This is a genomic window from Methanosarcina sp. 2.H.T.1A.6, from assembly GCF_000979455.1.
In the GTDB taxonomy this organism is placed as follows: Archaea; Halobacteriota; Methanosarcinia; order Methanosarcinales; family Methanosarcinaceae; genus Methanosarcina.
This window is the reverse complement of record NZ_JJOY01000048.1, coordinates 12327-32415: the sequence shown is the minus strand read 5'-3', so window position 1 is coordinate 32415 and position 20089 is coordinate 12327. Positions and strand designations below refer to the sequence as shown.

At 40.2% G+C, this 20089-nt stretch carries 10 protein-coding genes; 7 read left to right on the top strand and 3 right to left on the bottom strand.

Annotated features, from left to right (window positions below):
* Positions 1–2456 precede the first annotated feature (2456 nt).
* The 4 genes from EO98_RS13975 to EO98_RS13960 all read left to right on the top strand — a co-directional run bounded on the left by EO98_RS13975 (position 2457) and on the right by EO98_RS13960 (position 9718).
* Entirely contained in the window at positions 2457–4214 is a 1758-nt protein-coding gene (locus EO98_RS13975) for a disaggregatase related repeat-containing protein (RefSeq protein WP_048137756.1), read from the top strand.
* Between the two features lie 693 nt (positions 4215–4907).
* A complete protein-coding gene (locus EO98_RS13970; RefSeq protein ID WP_048137754.1) occupies positions 4908–6518 on the top strand; it encodes a right-handed parallel beta-helix repeat-containing protein in 1611 nt (536 codons plus the stop codon).
* 486 nt (positions 6519–7004) lie between these two features.
* Entirely contained in the window at positions 7005–9101 is a 2097-nt protein-coding gene (locus tag EO98_RS13965) for a disaggregatase related repeat-containing protein (RefSeq protein WP_048137752.1), read from the top strand.
* An 83-nt stretch (positions 9102–9184) separates the two neighbouring features.
* The gene (locus EO98_RS13960) at positions 9185–9718 is read left to right on the top strand and encodes a metal-dependent hydrolase (RefSeq protein WP_048137750.1); all 534 of its coding nucleotides are present in this window, start codon (positions 9185–9187) and stop codon (positions 9716–9718) included.
* A gap of 118 nt (positions 9719–9836) precedes the next feature.
* Here the strand turns inward: EO98_RS13960 and EO98_RS13955 are convergent, their stop codons facing one another.
* Positions 9837–11321 (bottom strand): glycosyltransferase, encoded by a 1485-nt coding sequence (locus EO98_RS13955; RefSeq protein WP_235283459.1) that lies wholly within the window; start codon positions 11319–11321, stop codon positions 9837–9839.
* A gap of 1476 nt (positions 11322–12797) precedes the next feature.
* On the opposite strand from EO98_RS13955, the gene EO98_RS13950 reads away from it, so the two are divergent.
* The 3 genes from EO98_RS13950 (at position 12798) to EO98_RS13940 (ending at position 17599) form a co-directional block, all read left to right on the top strand.
* Positions 12798–13733, top strand: coding sequence for a UDP-N-acetylglucosamine 3-dehydrogenase (locus EO98_RS13950; protein WP_082098626.1), 936 nt, complete (start codon positions 12798–12800; stop codon positions 13731–13733).
* A 379-nt stretch (positions 13734–14112) separates the two neighbouring features.
* Complete coding sequence (locus EO98_RS13945) at positions 14113–16038, top strand: hypothetical protein (protein WP_048138028.1); 1926 nt, start codon at positions 14113–14115, stop codon at positions 16036–16038.
* Positions 16039–16141: 103 nt separating this feature from the next.
* Entirely contained in the window at positions 16142–17599 is a 1458-nt protein-coding gene (locus EO98_RS13940) for a lipopolysaccharide biosynthesis protein (RefSeq protein WP_048137746.1), read from the top strand.
* A gap of 167 nt (positions 17600–17766) precedes the next feature.
* Here the strand turns inward: EO98_RS13940 and EO98_RS13935 are convergent, their stop codons facing one another.
* Together EO98_RS13935 and EO98_RS13930 are read right to left on the bottom strand one after the other, a co-directional pair.
* Positions 17767–18774, bottom strand: coding sequence for a GNAT family N-acetyltransferase (locus EO98_RS13935; protein ID WP_048137744.1), 1008 nt, complete (start codon positions 18772–18774; stop codon positions 17767–17769).
* Between the two features lie 77 nt (positions 18775–18851).
* Positions 18852–20066, bottom strand: a complete 1215-nt coding sequence (locus tag EO98_RS13930) for a glycosyltransferase family 4 protein (protein ID WP_048137742.1) — start codon at positions 20064–20066, stop codon at positions 18852–18854.
* Between the last annotated feature and the right edge of the window lie 23 nt (positions 20067–20089).

The following is a 20089-nucleotide window of genomic DNA, read 5'->3' as shown; positions in this document are numbered from 1 at the left end:
ACGAACACCTTAAGAGTATAAAAGATTTTGTGAGATATCATAAGAAAGAAAGGAGCCAAGATTTACTGAATTAAAAAAAAAATACGGTAACGGCGAAAACAAAATAAATAACTTATACCGATGTGATAAGTATAAATATGGCATGTTTACCATAGATAGTCTGAGTTGCCCTTCGTCGAGGGAGTGGGGCTTTAAGCAAAGCAACAAAAATCATCAGTTCAATTATTTGCCTGGAAAAACGAAGTACAGATTTCCAAGAAATCAAATAAATCGAAGTCTTTTTTCGGATGATATTTTTTAGAGAAATTTTCCATAGACAAAGCTATGATAAAATAATATTAAGTACTGGATATAAAAAGGCTGGCGGCAAGAAAGCTGGTTTTATGGAAAAGGTGCTTGGGAAAAAATTCTGCTCCCGGTCTGAGGGTAGAAATAGGAATAATTCCATGAAGCTGAGACTTATTTTAACTAATTATATAAAGTGAAAATCAGATAAATTGCCCTGTATAGACTTTTCAGGTTTCGATCCCTTCGGATAATACGGCTAAAAAATTCCAGATCAAAACTAATGGTATTAGGCTTCAAAACTAATGGTATTAGGCTTCAAACGGGTTTTTCGGAATGATACCTGAAGGTGTAGAACTCAGAACTGTTATTGGAACCGCGAAAACCTAAAGCGACTTTTGAGTTGTAAACCAATTGAAAAAACGAAATCACTGTTAAAATATTTAGATTACTGAATAGAACAGAGCCTCTTTGAGAAAAAGGAAGGCTCTAAAAAGAATGCCTTCCAGACTCCTGAATATTAGTTATATTGCCGTGGAGAGAAAAAGTATTATTGTGCGGATCGCACCTTCTGTGATGGATTCTGCGGTTGATGAAAATTCCAGAAAAAACATTACTACTTTTAGCAGATGCTCTCACAATTTTTAAAAGGGATTTTCAGTTACGAGAAATGATTATGTAAGCATCAATATAATCTTGATTTGGGATCTTTAGAAATATGGTTGAGTAGAGCAGTAGAAAGGTCAGTTTGATAAGAGATACAGACTTAATTAGAGAAACTCGATAAAGAACATATAATAGATAAGGGGAGTAGAGGGATTCACTTTTAGAATTAGTTATATTTCAGTACCCCTCATTCTATTTAAAGAGTTATTGAAGAATTTCTAATAAAAAGATTTTTACTGCACGCAGTGACAATGGGAACAGTATAAAGAATGGATTATCAAAGCAAAAATAATATACGATGTATGGATCTCCGCGTATGAGACTGGCAGAAAACAGGCGTTTTAGAGATCCAACCCGGGTGAAAATTAATGGTATTAGAATCACATTTTATTTTGACAGAAGAAAAAAGTGAAAAAACTGTATATAATTTAGCCCAACCTCTGCTGTCAAATAATTCAGTAGAAAATAAACAGTGTTAATTAGAAAAAAGTGTTCCTCGCGGGCTGTAAAGAGACATCGATGTGCACCTTAAAAGTATATAAATATAGAAAAACACAATGTGCAAGCTACTATATGAATTAATAGTATAAGTTATGTCCTGAAAATCTATGTAACTTTGTATATCAGAAACTGCTTTTACTTATAAAGAGGTGCGTACAAGAATATAAAATGTCTCGCGGACTATCCAAAGATAGTTAAATAAGTAACGGAAAGGTTATATATGAGAATCACATAAACTTCAAAGTCAACTCAACATTACATAAGTAAACAAAAGTTTCGCAGATGAGTTGACCGGGCTAAAAGCTATGGTTGATAAGAACAGGAAATATTGTCCTAAAAGGAGAAATATCCTGTCGTTATACAAACTTTGAATAAAAATCCAGAACCAGAGCTTCTCGTGTCCGGCCACCTCCAAAAAAATAGCCACTCATAACAGTGAAAATGAAGAGTGGAAAATCCTCTGCAACGTGTCCGCCCCACAAAAACGCAGAGAACCGAATTGAAAAGGTTCAAAAATATTACGAAGACGTAATTAGAATTTTTGAATTACCGCATAGACCCGACATAATTAGATATTTGAGATAAACTCGGTCTAATTAGATAGTTCGGAAAAACATTACGAATACGTAATATGGAATTTTGAGAAATATCTGGGAAAAAGTATACGATTATCCTGGATTTTTTGAGTTTACTCAAATTCTAAATCCAATCAGAGGCGATACGATGCTAAAAATGAATCAAGGAACCCTATTCCTGACAATATGTCTTATTTTAACAACCGTATCAACTGTTGGAGAAATATATAACTGCTTAATAGTTTTTTGAGTTTACTCAAATTCTAAATCCAATCAGAGGCGATACGATGCTAAAAATGAAACAGGAAACCCTATTCCTGAAAACATATCTTAGTTTAACGGCCGTATGTGCTTTGGGAAAAAATATACAATGACCCTACAAATTTTTTGATATTGCTCAAATTCCAAATCCAACCCAAAGGTGATACGATGCTAAAAAGACAGATAGGAACCCTATTCCTAGTAACATGCCTTATTTTAACAACCGTACCCGCTGCGTTAGGCGCACAGAATACGATAACTGTAAATGCAACGTCTGGATCAGATGCCCAGACTGCAATTAATAATGCAATAAATTCCGTAGCATCAGGAGCAACATCAAGTAACCCGGGATATGTTCTCCTTAGTGCTGGCACTTATAAGATAAGTGCACCTATAATTTTGAAATCTAATGTAGTACTAAAAGGCGCGGGCGACAGTACAATAATCTTTGCTACTGGCTCAGTTTGTAACTCCGCGGGATCACCTGCGTATGTATACGGATCAGGTGTTTCTAACGTTGAAGTATCTAATCTTCAATTCCAGAGTACAGCAACCGGACCTGGAGATGGAGGTCATGGAGACTACCGTAACTGCATAAAATTTACCTCTGTAACTAACAGTAAAGTACATGACATTTTATTCAATCGCTATCTGTATGGTGATGGTGTCAGAATCGGTAAAAGTTCTGGAATAGAGGTATATAATTGCAGAATAACGTCCTCTGGACACGATGGTGTGTCATTTTTGTCCGGCACTAAGGATTCCAGAATGTATAACTGTTACGTTGAGGTTCAGACCAACACAGGTGTCAGGGTAGACAACTGTGCAAATATTGAAGTGGATCATAATACCTTCACAGGTAGTGCAGGGTCCGGATGGTGCTGCGTTGAGCTGGAAAATACACTGACAAATGTGGATGTCCATCACAACATTATGCATGATTACAAAGGATCAAGCAGCAGTGCAGGCATTGGAAATTGGAATGCAAAAGGGTCGATTAGCGTTCGTGATAACGTTATGTGGAATGTGTCTCCTTACGTTGAGGTAGGCTCAGGCACAAACATATTAGGACCATCCGATCACAGCGTTGATAATTGGGTAGCGAAAGGGTATGGATACGGCTCTATTGGCAAGGCGTCAGGCTCACAGAGTACAACAGCTGAAAATCCAACATCTGGAACAGATGCCCAGACAACAGCTAATGAAACCGCTGTAACAGAGACAAAAGAAACCGAAGTTGCAACGACCAATAATCAGACAACAGCTAATGAAATTGCTGTAACAGAGACCGCTCCTGAACAGGTAGTTGGAACTGATACCGTATCATTACCTGAGGAAAATGCAACAAGCATTGTTATAGACAACCGTCTCAGGGAAGCTTCTCCTGACACCGTCTACCAGGAAAAAGCGTATATTGACATAGGAGGCAGGCCTGGAGTAGGAAAGTACAGAGATCTGCTCCTGTTTGACCTGAGTGACTACAACGATGCTGAAAATATTAGCAATGCAACCCTTTCCCTCTACTGGTATTATCCTGACAGACGGGAAAGACCAGAAGATGCGGTTGTAGAGATATACAGACCCGCTGCAACCTGGAATCCTGAAAATGTGACCTGGAACAGCAGGGATAATGGTGTGCTCTGGACACAACCCGGAGGAGACTGGTTAGACATGAATAATGTCTCTCAGGGAGACGCACCGTACGCTACGATAACCCTGAACGGAACCGATATACCGGACAACAGGTACTATGAGCTGAACGTAACTGATCTCGTAAAAGAGTACGTCAGCGGCGAGTACGAAAACACAGGGTTCCTGATTAAAACCCGTACCGAAAATGCGGATTACGTAGCATTCTACAGCAGCGAAATCGAAGATGAAAACCAGCGCCCAATACTGAATATAGAAGAGAAAGCTGTAGCTTAACAGCCCTAACTTCAGGAAGAGACCTCTGAAAGGCGGGAAGTGCGGAGATGACAAAAAGACCTCCGTAACCCAGACCTTTGAGTTCTTCCAACTTATTTTAGTCATAAGGGAGAATTTTCAGGCTAAAAACTGCGGAAAGTTTTTCCTTTGATCTTCTTTTCATATGAATTTCATTGAGATCTGATGGAATGTCTGCAGGTTAGAAAAAAATGAGTAGACAATTTCATACAGAAGTAGGAATAAAGTTTTATCGAACATATTAACTCCCCTCAGAGCAAATAAATAATTTAATAGTACATATATTTCAAAAAGTACTCGTGTGTTGCTGTTAAAAATTTAAATCAGCTAACTGTACATAAATTTGTTTTCAAATCGGATTATATAAATAGAGCTATTCTGATTCATAAGACGTTGTCTATTCAATACATACCCCCCAACAATGTGAATAACTTTAAGCACATAAGCTTTTTGTACACTGCCGCAATCAATGATTAGTATCTTTATGTTAGAGCTCATATGGATTCGAGAAAAGCCGATAGCGTGCAAAGAATTATTTTTAACTGTTGTGAAGATTAAACCCGTGAGATCACTGATGACATCAGGTTTTTTAAAAAAACTCCAGTGACAGTACCTTCCAGCGATAAATTTTATTCAAGTTTGGAGGAATTATATCTCAGGGTGCAGGGATAAAAAATGAACGGAAAAGATCTTATAAACAGATGGGGAAACAGAAAAAAAACGGGTTTTTACATTGCAGTCTTCATGTTCTTGATTGTAATGGTAACAACCGCCCTTTCGATCACGCCATCAGGCATGACAGTTTATGTGGCTGGAGACGGGAGTGGGACCTTTAACTGTAATGGGACTGACGACCAGGTAGAGATCAATCAAGCCCTCGCATACGTCGCAGAACACCAGGAGTTTACAACCGTTCATTTGAAAGGCCCTAACACATACGTTATCTCAGACAGTATTCTGGTCGGGAACAATACCGTTCTGGAAGGGGACCCCACAGCTGTGATAAAACTTAAAGACAAAGCAAACTGGCCAGTTGCCAAGCCCCTGATTACGCAGAGAGATAGAAAGGGAAACCAGGATATTACTATAAAGGGTTTTGAGATAAACGGAAATCACGACGCCAATACAGATAAAAAGAAAGGCGCTGGATACTACAATCTTATCCATTTCATGAACTCAACAAACATTCAGGTTCATGATATGTATATGCATGACAGTCATGGAGATGGATTGAAAGTTGAAAACAGTTCCAATATTCAGTTTTACAACAATAAAATATATAAGCTCGGTCACGACGGTCTTTACGGGATCCAGTCTCAATATCTGGAAGCCTGGAATAATACGATAACTTGCAGGACTAACAGCGGGCTTAGAGTATGGGACTCAAATCATGTAAAATTCCATGACAATACTATTGATTCCTTTTATCACTGGAGCGCAGGTGGTCCGGGTATTCAGGTCCAGAAATCTGCAGCCGTCATGGATGATATAGAAATATATAACAATACCATCCACAACACTTACGGACCTGGCATCTGGCTGTTGGGCTATGGTAGCTACCCTCTGAAAGAAGCGCAGAGTGTCCATATTCATCACAATACATTCTACAGCACAGGCACGAACCCAAGTATTGATTGGGTAGGAGGTATTGTAACCAGCGGGTTTAACAATACCCTTATTGAGAATAACGTGTTTGACGGCACATATCATGCTGCTATCGTCCTGATGTACCCTACAGACCGCACCATAGACATCTCACCTAAAGGTAAGGGATACACGACCATTGTCCGTAATAACATAATTACAAATACGGAACGTCGCAAGAGCGAGTCAAGCGGAACAGGATTTGGTGTTGTCAATTACCTCCCCGAAACCCATAGCCTTGTACTGGAAAACAACTGCTTTTACAATAATGTTGCAGGAGACTATAGAAACGCAACATCAACAAGTGATATTTATTTAAACCCCCTTTTCACAAATCAGAAAGAAAATGATTACCATCTTAGATCGACAGGCGGCAGATGGGATGGGGAAACATGGATAAAGGATATTGAAAGCTCTCCGTGCATTGATGCAGGTTATTCCTCCTCAGACTACTCAAATGAACCCGAAGACAATGGAAAACGGATCAATATAGGAAGGTACGGAAACACTGAAGAAGCATCAAAGTCAGGGGTAATGCCCGGATATGTGGCCTGGTGGCATCAGATATTTTCGCCTGAATGGAGGATGTTCAGAATGCTCCTGAAGACCTTCCTTCTATTCTGCTTTAAAATTCAGATTTAATGCTTTCTCAGGTGCGTCCCTAATTAAAAAAGATTAATTTATCCACCCCCTGGAAGAAGATTTTAACTTAAACTTTCAGGGGTTTGCTTTTAACTTTTAGAGTTAAATCTGCCCCGGATCCATGTAAGCCTAACGTGAATGCTTATAAATCTAGATCTTTATCACACCTGACGATTGAATCCTGACCAGTCACATCAGAAAAGGTAAAAACGAAAATAAAGTGCTCTGGAACTTTAACTTTCTGCGGTGAAGATATAAGACAAGGTTCAGAACAGGCTTTTCTACTAACCTCAAAGATTCACGACTTCCAGATATTATATCCCAATAATTTTGAAGAGACTGGAAGGTGCTTCATTAAACAATCAAGCTCTATGGACACCAGACTATGAAAAGGATTCAAATCTTTCCTGTAAAGTTTTTTGCAGACATCAACAGATAACTTTTTTTAAGCTTAGAGAGTTATAGTTAATGTATTGGGGGTACAAAATGAACGAAACTCAGTGGATATATAGACAGGGAGAAAAAAAGAAAAAAGGAATCCTGATTTTACTTCTTATTACTCTGGTCGCAAGTGTAACTATTGCCCTCTCAACTGCTCCTTCCGAAATGACGGTTTATGTAAATACCGACGGAAGCGGAGATTTCAACTGCGATGGGACCGATGACCAGGTAGAGATCAATAAAGCTCTAGAATACGTTGCAGAACATCCGGAGCTTACGACCGTTCATTTGAAAGGCCCTAACACATACGTTATCTCGGGTAGTATTTTCATTGGAAGCAACTCGATCCTGGAAGGGGATTCTACAGCTGTGATAAAACTTGAAGATAAAGCAGACTGGCCATTGGATAAGCCCCTGATTACCCAGATCGATAGCTCGGGAAACCAGAATATTACTATAAGAGGTTTTGAAATTGACGGCAATCATGACGGAAATAAAGAAAAAGGCAGGGGAAAGGGGTACTACAACCTGATCCACTTCCTCAACTGCAAAAATATTCAGGTTTATGACATGTATATGCATGACAGCCACGGAGATGGGCTGAAAGTTGTGAAAGGTTCCAATATTCAGTTTTACAACAATACAATATATAAACTCGGGCATGACGCTCTTTATATTATATATTCTTCAAATGTAAAAGCATGGAACAACAAAATAACGTGCAGAACAAACAGCGGTCTCAGGGTATATAATGGAAATCAGGTTAAATTCTATAACAACATTATCAATTCAGAGGGGGAAGGTGGAGCTGGAATTGAAATCCAGAAGGCGGGTTCGTCAACAGTAATGAATGATATAGAAATCTACAACAACTTGCTATATGAAACAAATACCGCAGGAATCTGGATTACAGGTTATGGGTCCACATATTCAAAAGACTCTGCAAAAAATATATACATTCACAACAATAAATTTTACAAAACTGGTATTAACCCCGGTGCCGACTGGGCAGGAGGTATCGTCCTCAATGGTTTTTATGATACCCTGATAGAAAACAACTTATTCGATGGATGCTACGGGGCGGCAATTGCCCATAAAGAGGTAGATGAAGAGTTTACATCCACGGGTACAGGTTATACAACCATTGCGCGGAACAATATAATAATAAATACAAAATCAAGCCCTGCAGCCGGAGAAGGTTACGCATTTTATAATAAATTGGAAAATACCCACTCATTCGCCCTTCAAAAAAACTGTCTATCAAATAACGCAGGCGGGGACTATATGTATACCAGCTCTACATCGGACGTACAAGCCGACCCTGCACTTATAGAACAGCTGGAAAAAAATGGGTCTTCAGTGCAAAACCTGCCCTGTGCAGACGCTATGAAAGTAGGACCACAGGAAATGCCTTATGAGATAGATGAGAATGGCATCGATATGGGACAGGAAGAAGGTCTTGGATCAGATATTAAAAGGGCGATCTCAAAAATGGTACGGTTTGTGAAAAATATCTTTTTGGGGTTCACTTCGGGAGAATCAGAGGACGAAAACATAAAAATCGCCTTACCTTCGGTTGTCTCAGACAACAGGCTGAAAGAAGAGTCTCCTAACACGACATTTAGGGAAACCGAATATATGGATGTGGGTGAAAGAGCAGAGGGCGGAAAATACAGGGATATCATACTGTTTGAATTGAACCAGCTGGGTCAAACAGATAGTATTGAAAAGGCAACCCTCTCTTTGTTCTGGTATTACCCTGACGAATCCAGGCCGGAAGATACTATTCTGGAAGTATACAGACCGGAAAAATGGTGTGAGGAACATGTTACCTGGGAAGCAAGAGAAACAGGAACTTTCTGGCAGAATCCGGGAGGTGACTGGTACGATAAAAAAGGTGTATCTCAGGGCAGCACACCATATGCAACAATAACTATTAAGGGCAGTACCCTTCCGGACGACAGGTATTATGAACTGGACGTAACAGAGCTTGTGCAGGAATATACCAGCGGGAAATATGAAAATACTGGTTTCCTTATAAAAGCCAGACTGGAAGATAATAACTATATTGCTTTATACAGTTCAGAGTGGCAAAACAAAGCTCAGAGACCTAAACTTACTATAGAGTATACAGGCGAATAATACAATCTGAGATTAAGCAAAGATTAGAGTATATAAAGCACAGGCAATATTTAGATATAAATGAAGAGCCGTTATAACCTTCGATGCTTCTCTTCGGACATCTGGGAATAACACTGGGGGTATTTATCGGCCTTCGGCGACTTATTCCTCGCTTAAAATCCGTAATAGATTTAAGGTATCTTGCTATTGGAGCCCTTTTACCTGACCTGATAGATAAACCAATAGGAAAAGTAATATTCGCATCGACCTTTGCAAACGGGCGTATGATAGGTCATACCCTGTTGTTCAGCTGCCTTCTTGTTCTTGCCGGTATCTACCTTTATCAAAAAAGAAGGGATACCAGAATATTTACCCTTGCTTTGGGTTCGTTTTTCCATATCCTCGAAGACCAGATGTGGGAGCGGCCTCAAACTTTTTTATGGCCCCTGCTTGGATGGAGTTTCCCGAGAGATTCTATTGATTATACAGGCTTTGAATACTTAATAAAAATGCTTGAGGGCTCATTCAAACCTGAATTTTCCCAGACTTACATTGCAGAAATTATGGGAATAGGAATAATTGTTATTTTTACTGGAATCTGGATAAAAAAAAGACTGAATCAAAATGGCTCTGACTAGAAAATCCGGATTAAAAAAGAATCAGATTAAAGAGCCCGAATTAAACAAGCGGGCTCTTATTGTTTTTGCAAGAAAAAATACATTAAAAGAAAAAGCCCGGAAGGAAAACTTCCGGACCTCAGCGAGCAAGTCCTACCCTTTCATTCCTTTTCTTTTCAACCTGCATATCAAAGAGCATTCCGAACAGAAGCATCTGAAGTCCAGTACCCAGTACGAGGAAACCAAGCAGTGGGTAATAGGACGGTAGAGGGTTTTGAAGCAATATCTGCAAAAGTCCCCAGATACCAAAGAGGACACTCACAGGCAGGGCAAGCATCCCAAGGAAGTAAAACAGAACCAGAGGATGGAAATCCAGAACCGTATATTTGATCCTTAGCCTCCAGAGAAAGCCCCTGAAAAGCATGGGTGAAATCTTACGGATATACTTGCTGTACTTTATGGATGACTTCTCTCTGCCATAACGGGCAGGGATTACTACATCCATGACCCTCATTCCAAAGGCGTTAAGCTTGATCAGCAAGTCATTACAGTAGCCGTAGTAAGGATAAACAGAATCCAGATCGATAACCTCAAGGGCCTGCCTGGAAATGGCTGTATACCCGTTCTGCGGATCCATGATATGCCAGTATCCACTCCCTATTTTAGTAAGGAAACTCAGCAGAAGGTTTCCAAAAGACCTCCACCTGCTCATCCCGGTCATAAAATTGTCGGAGAGAAGCCGGTTACCCTTTGTATAATCAGCCCATCCCTCGATAATCGGAAAGATCAATCTCGGAAGCTGGGTAGGATCCATCTGGTTATCCCCAGCCATAACTGCTACAATATCCATTTCATCTTTTAGAGCAAGCTTGTACCCGTTAATTATTCCTGCTCCGACGCCTTTGTTTACTTCGTGGCGCAGATAAACGATTCTCGGATCTCCGAACTTTTTTACAATTTCTCCGGTCCGGTCAGTACTACAGTCATCAATAACATAAATCCGATCCACATACTCTGGAATCCCTCCCAGGGTTTCGCCGATAAGCAGTTCTTCATTATAGGCAGGTACTACAACTCCGATACGGGTGCTCTCAAGCTTCCGAAATGCAGGATCAACGTCAAAGCTCAGGTAGTTAACCTTAAGTTTTTCAGTTTTCGCAGCAGAAAGCAGAGATTTCAAAGATATATGCTCTTTGCCTGAGCTAATATTCTGAAGCGATCTTGAGGTTAAGGCAAAAAAGCCTATTTTTTCTTTGAAGGTGCTTTTCCCGTTCAGAAGCATGACTGTCTCCTGTTCACAGGAAACCCGACAGGGCCAGGAACCTACAGACAGGTCAAATCCCTGCCTGAGCGGCTCAAGAACATGAGACAGCAGATCTATATCCTGCATGCAATCAGGATAGATAAGAACCACAAGCTCTGAATCAAGGGATGCCCTATAAAGGACTTTGAGCAATGCTTCCTCTCCTCCGGCCAGGGGGACGACTCTTGCCCCTCCCAGAGCTGCCACTTCCATAGTTCGGTCAGTAGAACCTTTGTCAAGCACAAGTACGCGGTCTGCATAACTCGCCGCAAGCAGGACCTTGCTTCCTATGGAGGCCTCCTCGTTTTGAGCTGGAATCAAGACCGTAAACTCATGCCTAAGAGGCCTATCGGAAAGTTGAGATGGCGATGAAACTATACTGATGGGATCGGAAATTAGAGAATTAAAACAAAGTGTAAGGGCTGAATACAAACCCTCTCCACCCCCTATGAATATAGATTATACTATAACCCCCTGTATGTGTATAAATGCAAAAATATTAAAGGCTATCATTTAAAAGATATTTGAGAAAGAATATATATAAAGTTAACATGCGACTGAAAATAATCTGTTAAAAAATTAATAACTTACAAGGATGCTTCCTTTATTGAATAGTGAGTTATAGTATATAGCCCAGGTTTGGTAGATTCTACTAACATAAAATACAGAATTTTCTCACAAAAAACGCGTTTTAGCGGCATAATGGGTCCGAAAAATAAAAAAAGGAAAAATTAAAAAATACAAGATAGAACTTTGGATTTTAGGAAGAAAACAGAATCATGAAGCCCATTTATACATCACAAAATATATGAGTATGTAGAATTTGGATTATAGTTTACGCTCCTACAGCAAATGGAAAAGCCGTTATATTCTGCAAAAATGTACATGTGCTACTCCAGAGTTAAATATTATGAAGGCACCGCAACCGGGAAAAAATTATAGATAAATTAGTTAAAATTCAGGATAGTAAACCTTAGTTGTATGCCCTGACCCAGTTACATGTCATAGTATGACTCTTGGGAACCGGGGCATGAAAGAACTTAACAGGCCTGTGCGAACGGGCAAGAGAAAAAAAATACCAAAAAAGGCAAAGTACATTGAGAAAAATGATGTGGCTATTGCTGGAAGAAAAAAGGGGAAAAAATAAACACCGGAAAACCCCCTGGACTTCAGGCAGCAGCCGTTACTGAAAATAATACATTCACAGAGAGCTTATTTAACCATCAGGTGAATGGGGAAAGGAACTATCGCGGGAATATAGAGTAAAGTGGTATAAAAAACGCCCCTGTATATCCATGCCTTGAGAGCGCATAAAGTAATTAGGGGATTCTTTAGTTCAGAGGGATTCAAGCAAAATATGAAAAGTGCCAATAGGCTTTAAAAAATAAGGCAGATGAGTTCAATATATGCAAGTAGCCAGCGTATACTGATGAAAAATATTCGTCTAAGGCTAAAACTTATATTCTAAGAATATTTATTAATTTAAAGGGAGACGGCATAATGGTGAAAGCATATACCGTCAATTGGGGAAAAAGAGTTTGAGATTTAACTTACCTGTATTCTGGAAGGCTTCCATACAATGAAAGGAACAAGACGGAAAAACCGAATTGAAGCCGATCTGAAAAAGCAGTAAGAACTCAAGGTCTTTCTTTGTACGAATTGGTCTTATTTACCGATAGAGTTGATCTTATTTACTGATACTATACTACCTATGTAAAATATCCTGCTTTTTTTGCAGGAGATCAAACAAATCGGGATCAAAAGCGCCTGATAAAGTTATTGTGGGGGGTAAAAGAATTGATACGCGTAGGAGTGGTTGGAACCGGTTACATGGGGGAGAACCATGTCAGGATCTATAGTGAAATGGAAGACGTTAAACTGATAGGGATTTCCGATCCCAATACTTCAAGGGTAAAAGAGCTTGCAGCAAGATATAATACACTGCCTTTTGCAGACCATAAAAAAATGTTTGAGAAAAAAAAGCTTGACGCAATAAGTATCGCAGCTCCTACTACCCTTCATTGCCCCATAGTGCTTGATGCACTTGAAGCCGGGGCAGACGTGCTTGTAGAAAAGCCTATTGCAGACAGTGTGGAAAATGCAGCTGCAATGATCGAATCTGCTGAAGAGATGGACAGGCACCTGATGGTAGGACACATAGAAAGGTTTAATCCTGCGGTCCTGAAATTAAAAGAAATCGTTGACTCAGGGACTCTGGGAAAAATCGTCTCAGTTTCAACCAGAAGAGTCGGGCCTTACAATCCCAGGATAAGGGATGTGGGGGTAATCCTGGATATTGGGGTACATGACATAGATATAATCTCCTGTATCTACGGAATGAAGATAAACCAGGTATATGCCGTAGCAGGATCAGACATTCATTCCTTTGAAGATCATGCGACAATTCATCTCCGCCTGAACCATGCATACTCAGGGCTTGTGGAGACAAACTGGCTTACCCCCCACAAAATCCGGAAGCTAACGGCTGTTGGTCTGAAGGGTGTTGCATATCTGGACTATCTTGATCAAAGTGTGGAGCTCCACGACGATGGCTGGATCCAGAAAGCCAGGGTAGAAAAAGCCGAACCTCTGCAAAAAGAACTCTCCCATTTTATCTGCTGTGCAAAGGATGGAACCTGCCCGATGCCCTCGGGAGAAGAAGGAAAACATGCTCTGGAAGTGGCACTGGCTGCAATCCGGTCATACAGGGAAGAAAAAATGATTGAGATATGAAGCTGCAGCCGGGTGAAGCAATCTATCTGAATTCACTCATGAAACTGACTCTTTAAAAGGAGTAGGAGTGTCCCCAGGGCTCAGATATGTAACTGGTGGGAAAAAGAATAAGGCATTAAGGACAATGCTGAAATTTAAAAAAAAGTAAAAGAGATATCAACTAAAAAAATAGAATTCGTTTAGAAGAGAATGGAGAAAAACAGATATCAAGGCTTAAAGGAAAGGTTAAAAGAAATTACAGTCCGATAAAAAGGATAGTTTGGATTTGTGAACTATCCCCAGGCTAAAACCCTGGGGTTTCATGCTTCTTCTTATAAAAGAAAAATGCTTCATCGGGAAACTATATAATCCTAAAGAAAGTTGTTATGTTGAGGGTTGTATGGAAACTATAAAAAGGTATAAAGAGAGATTTACTGGAAATCTTGACACGATTCTCAGTGTAATGGGATTCAATTTAGGCGTGTTTATTGTTTCGTTATATTACCTGATCAATTTAAACCAGAAGGATATCGGAATTGCTGTGTTTTCTGCCTGCTTAATCTATTATATATTTAGAAAAAAATTTAAAAGTGAGTCCCCCATTTCCTCAGGAAAAGACAGGTTAAAGAATGTACTCAACCTTTCCTTTTATCTCGTATTTCTGATAAGTGTGCTCGTATATAGCATGAACCTGTATTACAGGCCCATATCTTATTTCATACTGATATGCATACTCGCAGGAATCATAGCTTCGGAAATCCTGTATGTAAGAGAAGGAGACAGGGTAACTTCAATATTACTACAGATATTCCTTCTTTCAATCCTTATAAGAGCCGGAATCTATTATAATTTCCCAAGTCTCATGGGCTATGACGCTTATTTTCATGCAGGTATGGCAAAACTGATTACTGAAACAGGGGCTATTCCCCCTATTGAGATCAGCAGTAAATATTTATATTATCCTCTTGCCCACATTTTTGTCTCGATAACCCAGCTTATGGGCGGACTGGATATCAAGGACGGATTCTTTTATTCTATAGGATTTGCCAATATTTTCAGTACGGCAGGGATTTACCTTATAGGAAAGAAACTCGAAGGCCCTCAGATGGGCTTGCTTGCAGCTTTATTAATAAACTTGAATAATCACAATATTGTCAGCGGGATTACAAATATAACCCCGGGTTCCCTGGTTCTTTGCTACTTTATAATTATCCTGTATGCAATCTTTAGCGAAAAGCCGGGCCTGGTGCAGACAGGACTTCTTCTCCTGGCTACGGTTCTGATGGTGCTGACCCACCAGTTAACTACTTTTGTGGTTTTTCTGTCTTTAGTTTCAATTTTATTAGGGAAATACCTGCACAACCTCCTGTATGAGAGTTTACCCACTGCAGCAGCCAGTTTTAATTACCTCCTATTTTTTGTGATTAGCCTGCAAACCTACTGGATGTTTACATATGTCACTCCGGAGACCTCCTTTTTTGAGATGATCTTCAAACCTCTCATGGAAGTACTTCAGGTTGGATCCAGCTACTCAAGTGAGGAACTTATCGTGGGGACTGCAACCAATCCGGACTCACTGGAAGTACTGATACTTCACATAAGCTACCTTGCCCTGCCTTTCTTTGCAATAGGAGGAGTTCTGACATGGTTTTCCCGCAGGGACGCCGAAAAAAGAGATAAGTTCTCAATTGCTCTGGTTGTTGTAATTCTGTATAGCTTTGCTTACGGAATTCCTTTACTGGGTATGAGAAATTTCCTTACAAGCAGGTGGTTCCCGCTAATAGCAGTATTTCTGGTCCTGGTAGCTGCCTCATATATATTGAAGCTAACAAGCCTGTTTAACTCTAAAAAAGCAAAAATTTCTGCAATTTTCATCATAGTGTTGTTCTTCTCATTCGTAATGGTTACCACACCAGGTATTAATAAAGACAATCCTCTTGTAGGAAAAGAGACAACCGTAAGAAACCAGTTCAAGAACATTGAAATCCAGCCTGTGAAAACATTATCTGCCGTGTACTCAGGAAACATTCTGATGGATGCTCCCTATGACAGCTGTCTTTTTTACAGGGATCAGGGATATGATGCAAATAACGCAACATACTTCAATACAAACCAGATCGAGTCGAGAGAAATAAGCGGCGATCGTATGGTATTGCTGAGAAGATCATCCCTGGGGGAACCAATATCCATAAATGACCCGAATAGATACGGAATAAACATAATCAAGCCATTACCAGTAGAATTCTTCAACAGCTTCGAAGCTCCGGAATATGCACTGGTATATGACAATGCAGAAGTACTTGCTTACCTTAAAGAGAACAAATAAGTAAAAAAATAAAAATTCATCGGAAACTATTATATAAATCACCTGAGTGAAACCCCCTATCTACGGAGAAACTGAATTAATATATTTAGAAGTTGGAAACCCCATGTCGAACTTTATCACTAACGTACTAAAGCTTATATCCGGAAGTGTTACTGCACAGTTTCTGAGTATACTTCTTATACCCATAATCACAAGAATTTATAACCCAGATGATTTTGGGATTTTTCAGCTTTTCCTGTCAATCTCAGGCATACTTGTAATAGTTTCTACTTTTTCGTATCAATTTGCGATCATGCTGCCAAAAACAGAGGAGGATGCTGCAAATGTTGCCTCTGTATGCACCGTACTGGTAACTTTCATATCCTTACTGACAGGCATAGTGGTTTTGTTTATTCCGGATAATATTAATCTTTTCAATACCCCGGGGATTTCAAGGTATTTGCCTCTCCTTCCGCTAATAATATTCCTCAACGGTATGTTTTTTGTGCAAAATTACTGGCTTTCAAGAAAAACCCGGTTTGGAGTCATTGCAGGGTCCAGAGTTTCGAACACCTTAACATCAAAGGCATTTCAAATAGGATTTGCGAAATGGAGTGTTACCCCATTAGGCCTGGTTGGCGGATTTATTGCAGGATATGCATTTGCAGACCTTGTCATGCTCAAGGGCATTAAAAAAGATATTCAGGTATTCAAAAAGATCTCATTAAAAAGAATGAAAGAAATGGCCATTCAATACAAAAAATTTCCGTTATTCAGTTCCTGGTCATCGATCGCAAACACTATTTCTCCACAGGTCCCTGCTTTTTTGCTCGCATACTTTTACAGTACATCAGTTGTAGGGCATTTTTCACTTGCAAATCAGGTTGTAAACCTTCCAATGGGAATTGTAGGCAGCGCTATAGGACAGGTTTTTTTCCAGAAAGTAAGCGAGGTTAAGAACGGGAACGGAAAAGGAGATATGACGGTTATAGTTGGGGAGGTTTATAAAAAGCTGATATCGATAGGAATCTTCCCTATGATACTCCTGATGATTCTCGGAGAGCAGATCTTCACATTTGCTTTCGGAGAGGAATGGGGCATTGCAGGCACATATGTAAAAATTCTTGTGCCCTGGATCTTCCTGGTCTTTCTTTCTTCACCGATATCAACTCTCTATAATGTATTTGAGAAACAGACCGTCTGGCTTACCTTCAGTATAATTCTCCTGATCTCAAGGATAGTAGCCCTGGTCATTGGAGGAACTTATGGAACCCCTGAGTTCGCTCTTGCCCTGTACAGCTTTACAGGGATTGTGTTCTGGTTATGGAACAATGCATACCTGCTGGGCCTTGCAGGAATTAGCAAGAAAGAAAGCATAGAAATCCTTATAAAATATACGACAATCGGCCTCGTTGTTTCGATCCCGTTAATTCTAATAGAGATGATTTCCTCAAGCTTTTACGTAATAATATTTGCAGCCGTCATCATAACAGTTATCTATTACGCAATAACCCTTCACGACGATCCTATATTCAGGAAAATGTTCTCAACTTTTCTTGTGAACGTAAGAAATAGGACCTGAGAAGGAGATTAAATCTCCTTCCAGGAAAAAAAATGATTAAATTACGATTTCAGGAAAAATATCCTGATTTCGGTTTTCTAGCTTATTCCGGCTTTCGGTAAGGAATTATTCTTTTCAGTGAGGAAAATATTCCTTAAAGCAAGAATAAAATTCTCCTGCTTCTCCAATCATTCTGATTCTTCATGCGTAGCCTGGTATAATAACCTCATAAGGGAATATTTTTTGCTGCGCAGGGTTACTCTATAATAAGGAACAATCTTCGGGGAAAATCCCATAATAAAGTCCGTAAATCGTGGGATGTTTGCTGCCATTACATTCATATATTCAAAATTTCTGGACTTCAGGTCGAGAAACTCATTATAATATAGAAGCGCATTTGGACCCATTCTACCGAATTCAGGATTAAGGGCTGAAGACCAGGTAACCGTGCATTTTTTACCATACAGGTTCAGATGAGACGCAATTACTTCTCCTTCGAGAGTCTCTGAGACAAACATATAGCCAACATCTTTCTCCCGGATCAACTTAAATACCCTTTCAAAGAATTCCTTTGGCACAGGAGGTTCCAGATTTTGTTTATCATAGACAAGGGAAAGCAGGCGATAATAAGTTTCAGGGTCGTTTGAGACTCTCGTTTTAAGCCCTGCTTCCTCTGCGCTCTTAAGTTCTCTCCGGATTTTCCTCGAAAGATTACTATCTACATTTTCTTTAAGGTCGAGATGATGAGTATAATGCACACTCGACTCCCATCCTTTCCAGGTAAAAGGTCTTACGTCTTCAAGCCCGGGAGCAAGTGTAAGGGTAATGCTGTCGAATCCCTGATTGCAGAGGAATTCTCTAAGAGCTTCAAGGATCTCGTGTGTGTCCTGCATACGTTTGCTAGCTTTAGAGCTGGCTCCCTCTTTTATAAGGGGGCCGCAATAATCAGTCATATTACAGGTCGAAGATGCTACTTTCAGCATCCCTTTGATGTTCTTAATGAAAATGGGACATCCGCCCACAAGCTCACCGTTTCTGAAACAACCATAAATCTTTAAGTCTCTGGAAAGGACATCTCTGCAGATTCCCAGCCAGTCACTTGTGTGAAAGAGCGTACCGGGTTGAGCTTTTTCCACAAGCAGATCCCAGTCATTATATTCAGACTGTAATAATTCTCTGACTTCAATTTCGTCCATTTTAAGCCCCGTGTGAAAGACAATAATTTGTATTTTTGACAAGTTATAATAACATAAGAAAGACGGATTCCGGGCGTTCAGCCTTTGAGTCCCGATTTGCAGACCCCGTCTACCTGTTTCGCAACACTGTACCAGCTGTAATTTTCAGTAACATGACTTAAACCTTTTGAGCCCAGTTTCGCCCTCAATTCCCGATTATCAAGTAGCTTTGAGATAGCGTCTGCAAGGGCTTCCGGGTTTTCTGGAGGGACAGGAATTCCTCCTTCTGAAGCCTTAAGGACATCATCAACCCCGCTGATCGCACTCGCAACAACTGGCTTTCCGCAAGCCATATACTCATATAGTTTCAGAGGGGAGAGCCCTATTTTTGCGTTTCTGGCCAGGATAAAGGGAGCAGCGCAGATATCACTTGCATTGATGTACACAGGCACGCGGTCATAGGAAACCACACCTGTAAAAACAAACCTGTCTGCAACCCCGAGCTCCTTTGAGAGGTTGAGCAACTCCTCTTTCATAACTCCATCGCCGACAATAAGAAAACGGCACTCAGGAGACCTGGAAAGTATTGAAGAAGCTGCCTTTACCAGATATTCTACCCCCTGCCAGGGAGCAAGGTTTCCCACAAAACATATATAAGGAGTTTCCGCGTCCAGACCAAGCTCTTTCCTGCAGGCCTCCTGCTCAAGAGGTTTGAACAGGGAAGTGTTTGCTCCGTTGGATACCACAGTTATTTTTTCTCCTGGAATGTTGTAAGAACTCTCAAGATTCGCTTTTATTCCTGGAGTTACTGCGATTACCTTATCTGAAAACCCAAGAGCTTTTTTCAGAACCGAAACCTTTAAACTGGCTTTTGCAGAAGAAAAATACCGGGATAAATTTACCATTTGTTCCTCTTTCAAAGACTTCTCCTCACTGCACCTGGATTTGATAAGGCTGCTTTCATCCTCCGGGATTCCATTTAATTCATAAACCAGAGTTTTGCATCTGCTTTTGCAAAAGAACCCGGCAAGAAAACCGAAATTAGGATTTCTGGTATACAGCACATCAAAAGTTTCGGAACCGACCAGACCTGCAGAGCTCCGGAAATAGTTGAGTGTGAGGGTCAGAAGGCTTCCAGGACATATATAATGGCAGCGGATATTGTCCAGGTTAGAAAGAGTAGAACTATCGGTAGTGAAGATATGGATTTCATTGCCCAGCTTCGCCAGGTTGCTTACAAGCTCATGCCTGTGGATAAGCGAACCATCAGCCAGGTAAAGGGGCCATACTATATCCAGAAAGAGCATCTTCATACTATCACCTTCAATACATAACT

Coding starts and splice junctions, on each gene's coding strand:
- EO98_RS13935 (WP_048137744.1), bottom strand. CDS start 18,774: ATGGACGAAATTGAAGTCAGAGAATTATTACAGTCTGAATATAATGAC.
- EO98_RS13940 (WP_048137746.1), top strand. CDS start 16,142: ATGTCGAACTTTATCACTAACGTACTAAAGCTTATATCCGGAAGTGTT.
- EO98_RS13960 (WP_048137750.1), top strand. CDS start 9,185: ATGCTTCTCTTCGGACATCTGGGAATAACACTGGGGGTATTTATCGGC.
- EO98_RS13945 (WP_048138028.1), top strand. CDS start 14,113: ATGGAAACTATAAAAAGGTATAAAGAGAGATTTACTGGAAATCTTGAC.
- EO98_RS13970 (WP_048137754.1), top strand. CDS start 4,908: ATGAACGGAAAAGATCTTATAAACAGATGGGGAAACAGAAAAAAAACG.
- EO98_RS13975 (WP_048137756.1), top strand. CDS start 2,457: ATGCTAAAAAGACAGATAGGAACCCTATTCCTAGTAACATGCCTTATT.
- EO98_RS13930 (WP_048137742.1), bottom strand. CDS start 20,066: ATGAAGATGCTCTTTCTGGATATAGTATGGCCCCTTTACCTGGCTGAT.
- EO98_RS13965 (WP_048137752.1), top strand. CDS start 7,005: ATGAACGAAACTCAGTGGATATATAGACAGGGAGAAAAAAAGAAAAAA.